This window comes from Streptococcus ovuberis, assembly GCF_012396585.1.
Lineage (GTDB): Bacteria > Bacillota > Bacilli > Lactobacillales > Streptococcaceae > Streptococcus > Streptococcus ovuberis.
The window spans coordinates 1-16356 of record NZ_JAAXPR010000017.1 but is presented as its reverse complement, the minus strand read 5'-3'; the positions used below and the strand labels follow the sequence as shown (position 1 = coordinate 16356).

Annotated in this window: 13 protein-coding genes, 1 tRNA gene and 1 riboswitch; of the genes, 3 read left to right on the top strand and 11 right to left on the bottom strand. The window is 42.4% G+C overall.

All coding sequences use genetic code 11. From position 1 onward, the window contains the following. Window positions 1-666 precede the first annotated feature (666 nt). From HF992_RS08685 to hemW, 6 genes are read right to left on the bottom strand one after another with little or no spacing between them, the layout of a single operon-like run. Window positions 667-1287, bottom strand: coding sequence for a TIGR01906 family membrane protein (locus tag HF992_RS08685; protein WP_168549645.1), 621 nt, complete (start codon window positions 1285-1287; stop codon window positions 667-669). Next, entirely contained in the window at window positions 1277-2050 is a 774-nt protein-coding gene (locus HF992_RS08680; RefSeq protein WP_168549644.1) for a TIGR01457 family HAD-type hydrolase, read from the bottom strand. The genes HF992_RS08685 and HF992_RS08680 overlap by 11 nt, the downstream gene beginning before the upstream one ends. A 10-nt stretch (window positions 2051-2060) precedes the next feature. Next, the gene (locus HF992_RS08675; RefSeq protein WP_168549643.1) at window positions 2061-2516 is read right to left on the bottom strand and encodes an 8-oxo-dGTP diphosphatase; all 456 of its coding nucleotides are present in this window, start codon (window positions 2514-2516) and stop codon (window positions 2061-2063) included. A 10-nt stretch (window positions 2517-2526) separates the two neighbouring features. Further along, window positions 2527-3147 carry an NUDIX hydrolase N-terminal domain-containing protein gene (locus tag HF992_RS08670; RefSeq protein WP_168549642.1) on the bottom strand — a complete coding sequence of 207 codons (621 nt, stop codon included), beginning with the start codon at window positions 3145-3147 and terminating at the stop codon, window positions 2527-2529. After that, window positions 3140-3874, bottom strand: a complete 735-nt coding sequence (locus tag HF992_RS08665) for an acyl-ACP thioesterase domain-containing protein (protein WP_168549641.1) — start codon at window positions 3872-3874, stop codon at window positions 3140-3142. Before HF992_RS08665 ends, HF992_RS08670 begins: the two co-directional genes overlap by 8 nt. 1 nt (window position 3875) lies before the next feature. Further along, on the bottom strand, window positions 3876-5018 hold the full coding sequence (gene hemW / locus HF992_RS08660; protein ID WP_168549640.1) for a radical SAM family heme chaperone HemW: 1143 nt from the start codon (window positions 5016-5018) through the stop codon (window positions 3876-3878). 955 nt (window positions 5019-5973) lie between these two features. On the opposite strand from hemW, the gene HF992_RS08655 reads away from it, so the two are divergent. Beyond that, a complete protein-coding gene (locus HF992_RS08655; RefSeq protein ID WP_168549639.1) occupies window positions 5974-6258 on the top strand; it encodes a chorismate mutase in 285 nt (94 codons plus the stop codon). Window positions 6259-6518: 260 nt separating this feature from the next. Then, on the top strand, window positions 6519-6788 hold the full coding sequence (rpsN, locus tag HF992_RS08650; RefSeq protein ID WP_168549638.1) for a 30S ribosomal protein S14: 270 nt from the start codon (window positions 6519-6521) through the stop codon (window positions 6786-6788). A gap of 877 nt (window positions 6789-7665) precedes the next feature. On the opposite strand, the gene HF992_RS08645 is transcribed toward rpsN, so the two are convergent. From HF992_RS08645 to HF992_RS08635, 3 genes are all read right to left on the bottom strand, one after another. After that, a tRNA-Arg gene (locus tag HF992_RS08645) sits at window positions 7666-7737 on the bottom strand. 145 nt (window positions 7738-7882) lie between these two features. Further along, window positions 7883-8617, bottom strand: a complete 735-nt coding sequence (yaaA, locus tag HF992_RS08640; RefSeq protein ID WP_168549637.1) for a peroxide stress protein YaaA — start codon at window positions 8615-8617, stop codon at window positions 7883-7885. 4 nt (window positions 8618-8621) lie between these two features. Beyond that, the gene (locus HF992_RS08635; RefSeq protein ID WP_168549636.1) at window positions 8622-10478 is read right to left on the bottom strand and encodes a heavy metal translocating P-type ATPase; all 1857 of its coding nucleotides are present in this window, start codon (window positions 10476-10478) and stop codon (window positions 8622-8624) included. A 52-nt stretch (window positions 10479-10530) separates the two neighbouring features. Next, a riboswitch (NiCo riboswitch) is annotated at window positions 10531-10631 on the bottom strand. Between the two features lie 132 nt (window positions 10632-10763). Here HF992_RS08635 and HF992_RS08630 point away from each other — a divergent pair. Beyond that, entirely contained in the window at window positions 10764-12068 is a 1305-nt protein-coding gene (locus tag HF992_RS08630; protein ID WP_168549635.1) for an aminotransferase-like domain-containing protein, read from the top strand. Between the two features lie 118 nt (window positions 12069-12186). Here HF992_RS08630 and HF992_RS08625 read toward each other — a convergent pair whose 3' ends face one another. Then, complete coding sequence (locus HF992_RS08625; RefSeq protein WP_168549634.1) at window positions 12187-13935, bottom strand: ABC transporter ATP-binding protein; 1749 nt, start codon at window positions 13933-13935, stop codon at window positions 12187-12189. Further along, window positions 13925-15676: an ABC transporter ATP-binding protein gene (locus HF992_RS08620; protein WP_168549633.1), complete on the bottom strand. Its 1752-nt coding sequence runs from the start codon at window positions 15674-15676 to the stop codon at window positions 13925-13927. Before HF992_RS08620 ends, HF992_RS08625 begins: the two co-directional genes overlap by 11 nt. Window positions 15677-16356: the final 680 nt, after the last annotated feature.

Below are 16356 nucleotides of genomic sequence, written 5' to 3'. Positions count from 1 at the left end.
CAGAAAGTGCGCCTTATGGTAAAACTAATTCTTAGACGAGGAAAATTCTCTAGGAAAAGCTTGCGACAAAGCCTATAGTGACTTTTCTTAGATAATTTACAGCAACCATTTCCTGACCTACCAATATGGACTAGATATGCGCCTGACGCTAGCCATCTTGGTAGTCGCAAAAAAACGACGAAGCATTTCTTTTTGAATGTATTTTGCACGCATATCGGTACATCTCTTCATGGCAGACCCTCAACCTAATACCATTTATCGCTTGAAGAGTCACTTATAGGCTATCAGAATCAGAAATAGACACCAACTTTCAGAGCTGCCCAAATGAACGGTTGCTTTATCCTACAAAATCCTCTCTAGGACATACAAACACTTTTAAACCCTCTTTACTCACTCGTAGAAACGAAAGCTATTCTTTTAGATGCTAGACCAAATCATTCATCAACCAAGGGATTGATTGAAAAAGTCGCGTTCGCCAAATCGAAACCGTTTTTCCAAAAAGCGACTGCATGGCTAGAAAAACGGGCTAATGCTGAGCCAAATAGCCCTTGCAACGGAGTGATGGAAAACCGTTACCTGTCCAGAGATCGGCTCAACGATTTGTTTCGCACCTATAGAGCGAAACGGACTAAAAGTTACACAATCAAACATTCCGCTAATGACCTATCAGCGGAATGTTTTTAGTTTCAGGTAAGTGAACAGAAATAACCCTTCGTAAATGATAAAAAACAAAATAAAGCAATGAAGGAAATAGGTTTCAGGTAAAATCTTGATCACGGGATCTAAGTCTGGGTGAAAGAGCCAGGTCGTATCACCAGGGAAAAGCACCTGGTGAAAAAGCACGAAAAAGCGCGAAAAACCAATCCCGCTAGCAAAAATAGCCAAAAAAATTGGGGCCAGAGCCATAACTAAAAAACCTTTGGCAAAAGCTCTTCCTGAACAGTTCTTCTTAATCACCTTTAAAAAAGGAATTGAGATAACTAGGGCTACCAAAGTCACTCCTTGTGCTAAATGAAAAAGTTTTTTCACAGCTTCAAAGTGGTATAAGCCATCCGCAGAGGATGCAAAGTCCGGCATCCTCAAGGTCCAGTTGAACGGATTGGTCAGATATGTCATCAAAATCGAAAAGTTTTTGACGATGGTCTGCGCTGATAGAGAAACAAGCTCCGTCAGCCCCAACCACTGGATCTCTAATGGATAAATCAGCCAAGCCACATAAATGGTCAAAAGGATCGACAAGCCAAGGAGAAACACTAAACCGGCAAAGAAACTTACTCTAATTTTCATCAAGAGACCACTCCGCTAAACTCTCTCTAATATGGGTCGGTTTCGGTGTCAAATGCGCAAGATCTTCCCTGTTTGTAAATCCTGTCAGAACCAATAAGCTATCAATCCCATTGTCAAGACCTGCCCGAATATCGGTCAGGTAATTATCTCCAACCACAAGAGCTTCTGATTTATCAATTCCTAAACGTTCTAACGCCTTGTCCATAATGATGGCCTGGGGCTTTCCTATAATAATCGGCTCTACACGTGTCGCTGCTTCTAAAAGCGCTATAAGAGAACCCGCACCGGGCAACAATCCTCTTTCTGTGGGAATATTGAGGTCAGGATTAGTTCCGATAAAGGTCGCACCCTTTTGAATGGCTAAGGTCGCCGTCACCAGCTTCTCATAGGTCACTTGCCAGTCTAGTCCAACTACTACATAGGCTGGGTTTTCTGTATTTTCAACATAGCCTGCTTCAGCAACTGCCGATTTCAATCCTTCTTCACCAATAACATAGACTGTCTTAGCCTTACCTAGTTCATTCATGTAGTCCACTGTTGCTAGGCTTGCCGTGTAGATTTGTGCCACATCTACCTCCAGCTCACACTGGTCGCGCAGTAGCGCCTGTACAGTCTCAGGTGTTCGAGTGGTGTTGTTGGTCACAAAGAGATGAGGAATCTCTCGCTCCTGCAACTGGCGGACAAAAGCCTCACCAGCAGGAATGCGTTCCTTCCCTCGGTAAATCGTTCCATCCAAATCAATTAAATAGCCTTTGTAGGTCATCTGCTTCTCCTTATAAGTGCTGACTAGCCCATTGATGATTTTTATAGTCAAAATAAAGCTCCGACAGCTGGTCATCCTCAAAAATCGGTAACATCTCTGCAAAACCATCTGCCAGCGAATGCTGCATCAGCTCTGAACGCTCTAGCCAGAAAACCTCTCCCTCATCAGACGAGCACAAGTCGCCTGAAAAGGTACTGGTCTTGTAAAGAAAGACAATATAGCGATACAGCCCCTCGTTATGGGTAAACTGCTTGATCCCACAAAGTTGCAAATCCGAAACCGTCAATCCCGTTTCTTCAAAGACTTCACGGATAGCGGACGACACAAAAGGCTCATTAGGCTCGATTTTTCCACCTGGAAAGACAAGACCAGGCCAATCAGGGTCTTTACGGTTTTGCACCAAGACCTTGGTACCATCTGTCACCATGCACATGTTAGTCAATACAACATTTTCCGTTTTTGGCATACAATCCTCCTCAATCAAACACTGTTTCCCAGTGTTCCGCTTGATAAGCTTCATAACAGAGGGCGATCTGCGCTGCTGTGGTCTTATTGACCGACAGATTTGGCAGGTCATCTAGGGCAAAGTAGCCGCTGGCTAGGGTCTCGCTGTTCGGCTCAAAAGCTCCTCCCAATACTCGGCAGAGGAAAAAGAGCTTGGTGACATGATGAGCTGATCGGCTGGGTTGGTGCTTGTGCTTGTCAAGCACTGCGACCAATCGGTAGGCTACCACATCTAGCCCCGCCTCTTCCTTGGCTTCCTTGACCGTGTTGTCCATGGGCGACCGATTCACATCGCACCAGCCTCCCGGCAAGCTCCATAGCCCATCTGATTCCTGCACCAGCAAGATTTTCCCCTCTTGGAAAATAGCTGCGCGGGTATCAAGCTTGGGGGTCTGGTAGCCTGTCTCGCTGGCAAAAAGATCTGTCACCACTTCCAAAGGTTGACCTGACGGTTCCACCAGCATCTCGGCTGCTATCTGACGGATTTCCTCAAACCGTTCCTTGTCAAAAGCATTAGTTGTATAAGCCAGACCGTTTTGCGCGAGCGACTGCAAACGCGTTGCCCATTCCAACCACTTATCATCCTTATGCATCACGTTTCTCCCAAGTCAAGATGGCTTGGGCATGGATTTGCCCATCTGACCAGATTTCATGTTGACTCCTTAGCCCATCTTGCTTAACACTTGACGTGATCATACCACCTGGCGAGACTTCCTTGACATATTTTAACTGAAGATGGCTGGGTCTATGTTCCAATAAAAAGGTGTAATCCAGAGCATCATACATCCACTCTAAATACTTGCTGTTGTTGACATGTCCATTCATATCAATGTCAAAATAACGAATCCGGTAATCCTTGCTGTCAGGATCTTCCAAGGTTTGGTAGCGTGGTGCCCGCTGCATCTTTTTCACTTTTTCAGACTGATATGGAGCAATCAAATCATCTGGAACAGGGCTTAACTGCCGCGTTTGAAAATCAATCAAAACAAAATAGCACAAGAGATCCATCAATAATTCACCCTTGTCATCGTAAATATAAAATTTCCGATAGCAGAAAAATTTATTATAGGACACCGCTTCTGTCACAATACAAATCGTATCATTGTACCGTGGCAGGCGGTTAATGGTCATATCGTAGTCCGTCACCACCCAAACCAAGCCATATTGTTTAAAAACATCTAAGTCACTTCGACCAATGGCCTCCGATTGTCGACCAGAAACCCCCAAGCAATAGGAAATAAACTGTGACAAGATAATCTCTTGTTTGACATCTGTCATGGCAAAAGGTACGGTAAAATTTTCTTTGTATTGCAATCCCATCTTATTCTTCCTCGTCTATGATAAAGCGTTCGGCAACGGTATCTCCTAAAAACAAACCACGTTTGGTCATGCGAATGGTATCCCCCTCTTGTTGGAGTAAACCTTCTTTGATCAAGTCAGCAACAATCTCTCCATAGCGTTTTTCAAACGAAACACCAAATTTCTCATCAAACCGCTGTATCGAGATCCCAGCTTTCTTTCGCAATCCCAAGAACATCTCTTCTTCCATCTGTTCTTTTGGTGTCAGAATTTCTTCATGCAAACGAGCATGTTGCTTCTCACGAATCGATTTGAGGTAGTGCTGAATTGGACCACGGTTGCGGTAACGCATCCCGTTGAGGTAGCCAGAAGCCCCTGCCCCCAAGCCGTAATATTCACTATTGTCCCAATACATGAGATTGTGTCGGCTTTCAAATCCAGGTTTGGTAAAATTGGAGATTTCATAATGCTCAAAGCCATTTTGTTCCAACTCTTGTAAAATATATTCAAACATTTCCGATTCGACATCTTCATTGGGCAAATGCAAGCGCCCCCGACGCTGACGATTCATGAAAACGGTGTGATTCTCTAAAATCAGACTATAAAGGCTCATATGAGGAATATCAAGTGCCAGAGCCTTGGCGACATTGTCCACTACTTGCTCCATGGTTTGTCCTGGCAAGGCATAAATCAAATCAATGGAAATATTGTAAAAACCAGCAGCCTTTAAGGCAGCAATCGTTTCATAAATTTGGCTCTCGTTATGGCTACGGCCAATTCGTTTAAGCATTTTATTATCAAAAGTCTGAACACCTAATGACACACGATTGCACTTTGATTTTTGAAGTACCGCAATCTTGTCTTCCGTCAAATCTCCCGGATTGGCTTCTATCGTAAATTCTTCCAATTGAGATAAATCAAGTTCTTTCTCCAAATTTGTCAACAGATAATCCAGTTGTTCTGCCGATAAAGCAGATGGTGTTCCTCCCCCAATGTAGAGTGTCCGAAGAGCGGGTAAATCATACCATTTCACTTCGGAGATGAGGGCTTCCAGATACTCATCGACCGGTTGGTTTTTGATAAAGACCTTGGAAAAGTCACAATAGTAACAAATCTGGGTACAAAATGGAATGTGAATATAGGCAGAAGTCGGTTTTTTTTGCATAATCTTAGTATATCACAACTTGACTATAACAATCACTAAAAGAGCCGTTCAACAGCTCTTTTCTAGTAGATATTATTTATTTCCTTAGAAAATACTCATTTTTGTCCCACATAGACCAAATACTTCATCCAAAAATAAATTGTGAATCATAATGTTAATCCAGTATAATGTTAAAAAGTCAATTCAAATCAATATTTAACCATTACACTAAAACTGCAAGCACAAGACTACTTCCCGATTTCTTAACTTTCAGAAGCTCCGGTAATGGCATCTGTTGTTTCTGATACTTGAACATCTGTTTTGCTAGAAAAAGTTTCATAATTGTCTAAAAGGTCCGCAACTAGTAGCTGTCTAGTTGTTTTCAAATACCAATCTAATTTACCATATATTCGATAGGATCTATTTGCCCCGCTCTGCAAATAACAGGGGCTAATCCTAGGATGTCTTGGGGTTGATTGAGATTTTTAAAGTTACAGCTATTCCCGATCTCGGCTAATTTCGGCGTCTTGAAACTATCTCCGATTTCTGTACTGGAGGTAATAGGAAAGTTAAGTTCACTCCTGACTGGATTTCTTTTTTCCGGAACTTGTTGCTTTGCGGTTGTCTTAGTTCTGGTAGACTATCTAAGTCAAAATAACCACTGGCTAAGATCAAGGTCTCGCTATTGACACCCCCTGTACTCATCAAGAAATAAGAGCTTGGTTACATGCTGGGCTGAATAGATGGTTAGTACCTGTGCTTGTCCAGCGTACCACTAAACGGTAGCCTCCCCTATTTAGCCCCGCCTCTTCTTTGATCTCTTTGGTGGTATTATTTATAGCAGAGTAGCCTATCCTATACCCGTCTCTTGGGTTTTCAGTCCTTTTCTTTATCCCTAAACCTTCTGTCCAACAGGTCAAACTGGTGCAATAGCATATTTTATGCTAGAATGGAGAGTATCCGAGGAGGACTTGATATGACAAACCATTTAGACGACGTTAGAAAAAACATTGACCAAATCGACCGCGACTTAGTCTCGCTACTAGAACAACGAATGACTTTTGTGCGGCAAGTCATTGCCTATAAACAACAAGAACGGTTACCGATTTTAGATCAAGAAAGAGAGCTAGCTGTTCTTGATAAGGTCGAACAATTAGTCCAGCAAGATGACTACCGAGAGACTATCATCAAGACTTTCAGTGATATCATGCGTCATTCGCGTGACTACCAAGCTCAACAATTAAGAGCCAAAGACCTTTAGCCCCTGTTAAAGTTATCTGAGTACACTCCTTCTCATTCTGAAACTACAAATTCCATCTGAATGAGTCGCTAATCTCAGACAAAAGACAAGTCCATTGAGCTAGCTTGTCTTTTTTAGCATTTACGGTCGAATCTCTATCACAACTTTTTAAAAGGGAAATCTGATTATATAACGAGATTCACTTTTTGCTTGCAATTCTTTCAAGATATGTTATAATCTCTATAGTTAACTAGTTAAGTTTTTTTAGACAAGGAGACTTCATGGCAAAGAAATCTAAAATAGCAAGATACCAAAGGCAATTACGCCTCATCGAACAGTATGCAGATTTGAGACGCGAGCTCAAGGAAAAAGGGGATTATGAAGCCCTGCGTAAACTTCCTAGAGACTCCAATCCCATTCGATTAAAAAATCGCGATCGGATTGATGGTCGGCCACATGCTTACATGCGTCAATTTGGTGTCAGCCGGATTAATTTCCGTGAATTGGCCCATAAAGGGCAATTACCTGGTGTCAAAAAAGCCAGCTGGTAAACTGCTTTCATTTTCACTCCTTAAGATAAGAGTCATTTTCAACTCTTATCTTTTTTATTTGGGCAATGGCGGTCAAAATTTAGTAGAGCAATGAGAATAGTAAAATTGTCTTCTATTTTCATCCTACTATGAGAAACTCTCGGCTACGCAACGTAGCAAGTTCTTTTACCTAGTGATAACAAACACGCATCCTATCATTTAGCGGTTTAGGTTTATGGTGATTCTATGGAAGCAGGCTGTCTTGGTGATGACGTTGCACACATCAAAGGAAATATCGTCAATCTTATTAGTTTATTTGAGCCGTGCGATAGACTAGATAGACTTACATCTCTCAAAGGAGACCGCCTAGTTTCCTTCTATTTCGTTAAACTCGCGCCAGCCTTTTGCTTGCATTGTGAGAGTAACGCCAAAAAATTCAGGTCCGCTTAAGTCATTCCATTTTTGCGATGACTAAGCCCGCCTATGCTTTTGTCAAGAGAACGGTTAAACACTACTGCTAACCTCTATTCCTCAAGTTTAGAACGCGTAAAAATAGAGGTAGTAAAAAGGGTAGTATATTTCTGAGAGAAGAAAAAAGCCCCCTTGAAAAGCCTTTAAAATCAACGTTTACGAGATGTTCTTCGGACCTGTGCTATAACCATTCGAAACAACACAACTCCTTTTGGATATCAAACAAGGTAGCGTGTTTTTAAGTCATTCAATCCAATGATTTGCACACGCCGAAAAAACTACGACGCTTTAGCAGGTTGAGTGACATTTCATAGCAATAGAAATCGAACCATACCAGTACGTCTCCCTCAAGATGAAGTGGCTATTTGAAAATTCTAACCTTATTTAAAAAATAACAAACCTTTTCCAAGGTTTGTTGCAATATCAATCTCCCCTGCCGGAATCGAACCAGCGACTAATTCTTAGGAGGAACTTGTTATATCCACTTAACTAAGGGGAGGAATACACACTCTTAGCATACTGAAATTCCTGCATTCTGTCAAGTCTGAGATAGAAAAACGACTTGAGAGAAACAAGAAAAGATTTTCCATTGTAAAATGAGTTACATGGAAAACCTTTCTGCCAGTTCCAGTTCCGACTTATTTCTATTCATCCATCATCTTAACAAAGGTTATGTCTCGTTCACTCGAGAGACTTTCGCAATACTCAAAGCCTTCAAAACATAGCTCTTTTAAGGCTTCTATATCTTGAATTTCTGCTTTGACAAGAGCGTTGAGGCACTGTCCTCTTCCTTTTTTAGAAATAGTAGAATGGGTTTTATGTTGACCATCTGTTTCTTCGACAAATTTTAGACGGACCATCCGATCCTGGATTGACCGTGAAAAGACCGTTTCAAACTCGCTAGACAAGAGTGAGATAATCAGCTCATCCTCTTGAACAGCTCGGTCAAAATGCTTACGCCAAAAAGCTTTTAGGCTAGAATCATTAACCTTAAACCCCATCAAAAAATCGAGGCGATGCGGGGCAATAGCATCAAAAACATTGATAACACCGTAAAGCGCTGAAGTGATGAAGACATGCTCCTTGAGGTAGCGCTCCTGAGCTTCAGTCAGTTTATCACGTGTCATTTGCCGATACATGAGCCCATCAAAGAGATTCCAAGCAGGATATGTTACCGCTTCTTCCTTTAACAGAGCCTGCCAGCGCTCAGCTTCCTTCTGGGCTGGCTCTAACTTAATCTTGTAATGCTTAGCCAAATCAGCAGCACTAATTTGCGCTAGCTCCTGCACAATTTTCTGAGTTTCTTGTGACCTATCGGCTGGTCTATTGCTAATTGCTTTGAGATTCATTTCTTTAGCTGTTGGAAGTAAAATTTTCATAGTCTTATTTTACCAAAATTTCAACCGTCTGTCCTGACGGATGCGCTAAGAGACGTAGGCCGTTTAGAACCACTAAAATCGTTGAACACTCGTGAAAAAGGACTCCCTGTGTCAGATCTAACAGTCCCATGAGATTTAAACTGACTAAGACGACCATTACGCCTACCGCAAAAATAATATTTTGGGTAATAATCTGCTGTAGTCTTCGACTGATTCGGTAAACCTCTAACAATTTCCCCAGATGGTTTTTTACCATAACCATATCCGCAGTTTCCATGGCTACTGGTGCACCCGACCCCATCGCCACTCCAATTGTCGCATGTGCGAGGGCTGGCGCATCATTGATTCCATCACCAATCATAGCTACGACTTGTGTCTGACTAGCATTTCGAACCTGGGTGACCTTGTCTTGGGGGAGGCAATTTGAGCGATAATGCTTGATCCCTAAATCCTTAGCAACAGTTGCTGCAACCTTGTCCTGATCACCTGTAAGCATCTGCAATTCAATCCCTTCTTGTTGAAAACCTCTCACAGCACTAATCGCTTCAGGACGCAACTGATCCGCTAAGGAAAAATAACCCAGAACCTGATGTTGATTGGCTAAGAAAACACTAGTTGTTTTTTCAGCTGCTTTCTTGAGATACTGCTTTGGATCTGCCAAATCTTCGAGCAAACTCGCCTTGACCAAGCTCAAGTTATTGTAACGTAGTCCTTGGCCAGCTAATTCTTCAACACCCTTTAAGGGGCTACTAAGAAACACACCGTCTTGATCTAGTTGTTTGGCAATCGCTTGGGAAATAGGGTGTTGAGATTGGCTCGCCATTCCCCAAACAAGCGGCAATACGTCTGAAGGGATCTGATAGTCGATGACCTCAAAATGGCCCTGCGTCAATGTGCCTGTCTTATCTGTAAAGATCACCTCTAAGTCAGCTAACAGGCTCATGACCCTCCCTCCTTTGACCAGAACCCCTAACCGCGCAGCATGGCTAATGGCGCTCAAGCTAGCTGGTGTAACAGATGCCACCAAAGCACAGGGACTAGCCACTGTCAGTAAAATCATGCCGCGATAGAAAGCTTCCTGCAAGGCCAAGCCCTGGATTCCAATCAGCCCGGCAATAAAAAGAGGGACACTCAGTAAAACAGCTGGCACAAAGTAAATTTCAAAGCGCTCCACACCTGTTTCCAAAGAAGACGGTTGGTCTTTAGCTTCTTCCACTAGTTGGATAATTTTCGAAAAGACTGTCTGGTCACTGGTCTTTGTGACCTGAATTTGGACAGGATGCCCTAAATTGATGGTTCCTGCAAAGACTTCATCTCCGACGGCTTTATCAACAGGAATAGCTTCCCCTGTCAAAGCCGTCTCACTAACGCTAGTCTCTTGCAGGCAACGCCCATCTAAAGAGAACTGCTCTCCCTTAGCAACTAAAATGCGCTCTCCAATCGCAATCTGGCTGGTAGGAACTTCTTCCAGTTGTCCATCTTCTCTAAAGCGTTTGGCCGTTATTGGCACTAGGGTTAAGAGTTGTGTCAGATTATCAGTAGATTTCGCTGTCACATAATTTTCCAAAACTTCCGCACTTGAAAAGATTAGAAGCAAGAGAGCTGCTTCTACCATTTCTCCAATGACCACCGCACCTAGAGCCGATAAAATCATGAGTAAGTCCACATTGAGTTTCTTTTCGCTCAGGGTCAATTGACAAGCCTTCAGGGTTGCAAAATAGCTCAAGAAAAAGAGAGACAAGCATAAGAAAATCAATGCTACTGCCTCAGCCATCTTCTGAACGACTAATCCTACAATTAGGAAAAGTGTTCCTAACATCAAAAACTGAGCTTGACGGTTCTTTTTGAAATAGTGTTGCATATTGCCTCCTTTCAAGCGGTAACCAAAAAGTGCGCACCTACAGACAGTTTTCTACTGTCTCACAGGTACGCACTCCGTGCTATATTCTGCTGTCTTCAGACTCGAAGACCCGGCTGCATGATCATTTATCACCGCTTGTTCATCTTTTATTTGTCTTCATTTTACCACTTTCCTTATGCTTTATCAAGGCTTATTGCTAAACTGAGAAAAGTTGCACAATTTCATTTTTCTTGCTAATGTGAGATATTTAAGCTAAAATAAAGAAAATCTGTAGAGGGACACTTAATGACCAGTAAATATAAACAGATTGTTGAAGATATCAGAGATCAGATTGCCAGCGGACAATTAGCGACCAGCGACAAACTGCCTTCCATTCGACAACTCAGTAAGCAATACGCCTGCAATACAGACACGGTTCAAAAAGCACTGATGGAATTGCGCCATCTTCATCTCATATACCCTATCGCAAAATCAGGCTACTACGTGCTGGAAACACCTGAAAAAAAGATCGAGCTTCCGCTTCCAGAATCCGACATTGCTAATCTCGCCTACGAGGATTTTAAGCTCTGTCTAAACGAAAGCCTAATTGGACGAGAAAGTTACTTGTTTAACTATTACCATCAGCAAGAGGGACTAGAAGAACTCCTTCATGAAGTCCAAAAACTGTTAATAGCTTCTGATGTCTACAGCAAAATAGACCAACTCGTTATAACGACTGGAACCCAACAAGCACTCTACATTCTCAGTCAGATGACTTTCCCAAATGGCAGAGCTGAAATCTTGTTGGAAGAACCCACCTATCCTCGGATGATTGAATTGGTCAAGCATCTCAAGCTCCCTTATCAAACCATCAAACGCGATTGGGAAGGAATAAATCTGAAAAAACTCGAACAGCTCTTTCAATCCGGTAATATCAAATGGTTTTACACCATGCCACGTCTGCATAATCCCTTGGGGCACTCCTACTCCTCATCAGAGAAAAAAGCCATTGTTTCCTTAGCGCAGCGCTATGATGTCTATCTGATAGAGGATGATTATTTAGTTGATTTTGACAGCAAGCACCAGGCACCGTTACATTATTTTGACACTAGCCAGCATGTGATCTATATCAAATCTTTTTCAGCAGCTATTTTTCCAGGTCTACGCTTAGCCACTGTTGTCCTACCACCACTGCTGCTCAAGGATTTCCTAGCACACAAGCAGGTCATGGACTACGACACAAACCTTATTTTGCAAAAGGCACTAGCACTTTACATTAAGAACGGCATGTTCTCCAAAAATGTAGCTAGCCTTAAACGGCAATTTTTAGCCAATCAAGCACAAAATCAGAAAATCCTGAATGCTAATCATTTCCAGCTTCCCTATCAACTGCTTAACCAACAGGTGATCGTAAAACTTCCTCAAACACTCTTAACCAAGCCTTTTACCAAGCAATTAGAGGGGATGGATCGCCTCGTTGCTAACCAGTTATCTCACAGAGCTAATCTGGATGTTATCCGTCTTAAAGATAAGAAGGAACTTCACCATTTTCTTACTTTGCTAGAATCCATGACCCCGTCACCCCTGAACGCTAAAGATTTTGCAGATTAAGCCTTCAACCGAATCCTTCTCTCAAAAACACAAGCTAACTCAAAAGAAAATGCTGAAAACCTGATCCAAACTGAATCAAATTTTCAGCATCTAGCTGGAACTTCTTCGTTCCAGTGTTTTAATGTGTTATCATACCAGCCTGCAATTGATACATCTTATAATAGGTCCCTTGCTTAGCCAGCAATTCTTCGTGTGTTCCACGTTCAATAATCCGTCCCTTGTCTAAGACATAGATGCAATTCGCATCTTGAATGGTAGATAGACGATGGGCAATGGCAATAGTTGTCCGCCCAAGACGCATCTTACGTAGCGAACTTTGAATAATCTCCTCTGTCTCAGAATCAATATTAGCTGTTGCCTCATCCAAAATGAGGATCTTAGGCTGGGTTGCCATAGTCCTTGCAAAGGCAATCAGCTGACGCTGACCAGATGAGTAAGTCGTTCCACGCTCGGTGACGGGATTTTCATAGCCGAGTGGCAACTGGCTGATGAAGTCATGGGCATCAACAAAACGCGCTGCGTTTTCGACCTCACTATCTTGAATATCCTGATACATCCGGATATTGGAGGCAATGGTCCCGTGATACAAGAAAGGATCTTGCAAAACTAGCCCTGTCTGTTGCCTCAATTCTTCTTCGCTATAGTGTTTGATGTTTTTTCCATCTATCCTTATCTCTCCTCGATCAAAATCATAAAAGCGCATGAAAAGATTGATGATGGAAGACTTGCCAGATCCTGTTGACCCAACGAAGGCAATGGTCTCTCCCTCTTTGACCTCAAAGGAAATATCCTTTAAAACATCCTTCTTACCGTCGTATGAAAAACTCACATGATCAAAGACAATATCCCCACGCTGAATTTGCAAGGACTGATTAGCTTGGCTCGGTTCAAACTGCTCTAAATCAATCATTTCAAACACGCGCCGTGCTGAAATCACAGAAGTCTGCAAGGTAGCATAGTTCTGAGTCACCTCAATCAACGGATCAAAGAGCTGAGATACATACTGGATAAAGGCATAAATCAAACCGGCTGAGAAGGCCGAAGTTTCCCACTTGAGGCCAAAATAAGTTAAAATAAGCGCATAAGCCAAGATTTTCAAAAGCGACATAGCTGGTCTTAGAAAGAGAGAGTTGAGATTGATTGAACGATTGGCGTAGGCCATATGTTCTTCATTGATCTCCTCAAATTCCTTAATCAAGCGACTTTCCTGACGAAAAGCTTGGATAATTCGCATGCCTTCAATTGATTCAGACAGCTTCACATTGATTTCGGATAATTTTTGCCGTGTCATGGTCACTAACTCTTCTGAGTAATGGCGATAGAGGGCTACTGATCCCCAAATAACTGGAAGAAAGAGAAGCATAAAGCAAGTTAATTGCCAAGACAGGCTAAACATCGCTGCCAAAGTTGCGACAAAGATAAAGCCAGATTTCAAAAAGCTCGAAAAGACGGTTGCGAACATATCCGCCACTGCTTGTGTGTCATTGGTCAAACGTGACACGATGGCACCGGCTGGGGTCTGGTCAAAATAAGCCATTCCCTGGCGTTGGACATTGCTAAAGGCTTCTTGACGCAGGTCACGCACCGTTGCATAGGCTACCTTGGCAAAGAGGTATTCGCCCAGGTAAGAGCTAATCGCTCGAATCAGAACCAGGCCAAACTTAGCAATCAAGACTACAATGGCAATACTCGTAAACCCATCGTGAATATGATGATCAATATAGTAACGGATCAAGAGGGTATCTGCTGTTGCTACTGCTGTCGCCAAAACAACAAAGAATAAGCCCGACATTAACCCCCACTTGTAGGTAATCGCATAAGTGAGCAGACGAGTCAAGACACCTTTGGGTTTTTGATTAGTTTTCATCAGCACCTCCTTCCAAACTCTGGGCAATTTGTTGCGACTGGTAGGTTTCATAATACCAACCTTGCTGAGCCATCAAACTTTCATGGTTCCCACGTTCTTTGATTGTCCCATTTTCCATCACAATAATCACGTCTGCATGAACCACAGCAGATAAACGATGAGCTGTAATAATAGTTGTTTTATCTGCACGCTCAGCTTTCAAATTTTCTAAAATCAAATGTTCTGTTTTAGCATCGACAGCTGACAGCGAATCGTCTAAAATCAAAATGTCTGGGTTCATGATCAAGGCCCGACTCATTGCTAGACGTTGCTTTTGACCACCCGATAAAGACACACCACGTTCGCCAATCACTGTGTCAAAGCCCTCTGGCATATCCTGAATATCCTCATAAACGCCACAGAGCTTTGTCACTCGCTCAACCTGGTCTTCCGATAAGTTCGGATCAGCAAACCTGATATTGTCCCGAATACTCATCGCAAAAAGCATTTGATCCTGAGGCACATACCCAATCAAACTCCGTAAATCCCTGAGACTATAATCACGGATATCATGACCATTGAGGAAAATCGCGCCATCTTGAACATCACGTTCCCTCAAAAGCAGTTTGATCAAGGTTGTTTTTCCAGATCCCGTAACACCAACGATTCCCAAAGTTTGTCCTTTCTCTAGACTAAACTGGACATCCCTAAGCGTTGTCAACTCCTCATAAGCAAAAGCCTCAATCGCATAAGTTAATGGACCGTTTTCAATCTGCGCTACAGACTGTTGACTATCATGAATATCGCTTTCTTGAGACAGGAGAGACTCGATCCGCTCATAGGAGACAGTCCCCCTTTGAATAACATTGAACAGGAAGCCCATGGCCATCAAGGGCCAAACCAGCATATCCAAATAGGTAATAAAGGTCACTAATTCTCCGATAGTCAAATCCCCTTGGCGAATTAACACCGATCCCACAATCAAAGTAAGCAGATATGAAATGCCAACAAAGAAGAGGACAAAGGGGCTAAAGAGAGAGTTGTAACGAGCAGAGAGAATATTTTTCTCGTAAACCGTTTGGTTAATCTTCGCAAAGCTATTTGTCTCCTCATTTTGATAACCAAATGACTTGGTCACTTTAACCCCAGACACTGATTCTTGAACCTTATTATTTAAATCGGAGAAAGCTTCTTGGGCTGCTTTGAAGCTGGCATGATTTTTCCGTCCCAATCGACTAGTCGCAAACGCCATTAAAGGAAGAGGCAAAATAGCAATGGCAGTCAAGCGCCAGTCAATACCCAAAATCATGGTCATTAAGGTCACTAAGGCTGTAATCGATGCATCAACCGCTGACATGACACCACCACCAGCAGTATTGGTGACCGCATTGATATCATTTGTCGCATGAGCCATTAAATCTCCCGTCCGATACTTTTGGTAAAAGGAGGGAGACATGTTAGTAAATTGCTCAAATAAGCGCAGACGCAAGATACGTGCTAAACGATTGGCTGTCCCAAAAATATAGAGCCGCCAAATATAACGCAAGCCATACATGATCAATCCAGACATGATTAAGCCGAAAATATTGCTCCACAACTGCCCTGACGTCAAATCTTTCTGCGTGATACGATCCACGATATTCCCTATCACCCGAGGCGGAAGTAAATTAAAGACCGCTACAAGGCTCAAGGATAAGATGCCAATCAAGTAACGGCGCTTTTCTAACTTAAAAAACCACCCTAATTTCCTCAAAAGTGTCATCCTTCCCCCTTTTCTCATTTACATATAATTAGAAGTCTTACGTACAATCATCTATTATACGCCTTTTTCAAGGGAATTTCAATGGACATTTTTCAAAAAAATATTTACCGACTTATTCAGTCACAACAGTTACTTCTTAGCCGCCTTTGAAGGTCCTAGACTCTATGAAGTCACTCAAAACATTGTTTTTGAGATTGGAGGATGTGGTTACCAGATTTCACGGCTATCAAGGTGCCGTCAAAGAATAACAGAGCTTTAGACCTCTCCTCAACCGCTTTCCCCTAATAGCAGGCCTTAATCACAAAAACTCTGTGGCTAACTCTCAAGCAGCAATGACTTGTATCTTCGGCAATCTTCCATTTCTCTTACATTTCTAAAACACTTAATAAAAATCAAAAAATAACTTAACTCACCCGAGATGAATCGGAATGAGTAAGTTTGGGCTAAAACGCGTAAGAGAAGATTTCAGAACACGGCCTTTAAGACACTTGGCGACGTCATTGACAAGCTGCAAGAGGTGATACAAGGATTAGATTGATCCGTTAAAAAAACCGGCTCTATAATTTCTGTAGTGGGTAAATCCACCTCGGAGATTATGGAGCCTTTTTGAGTATGAAAAAAGCCCCATATGACCTATAATGAAAAGCAATCAAACCACTCATTAGAAAGAATCATATGGA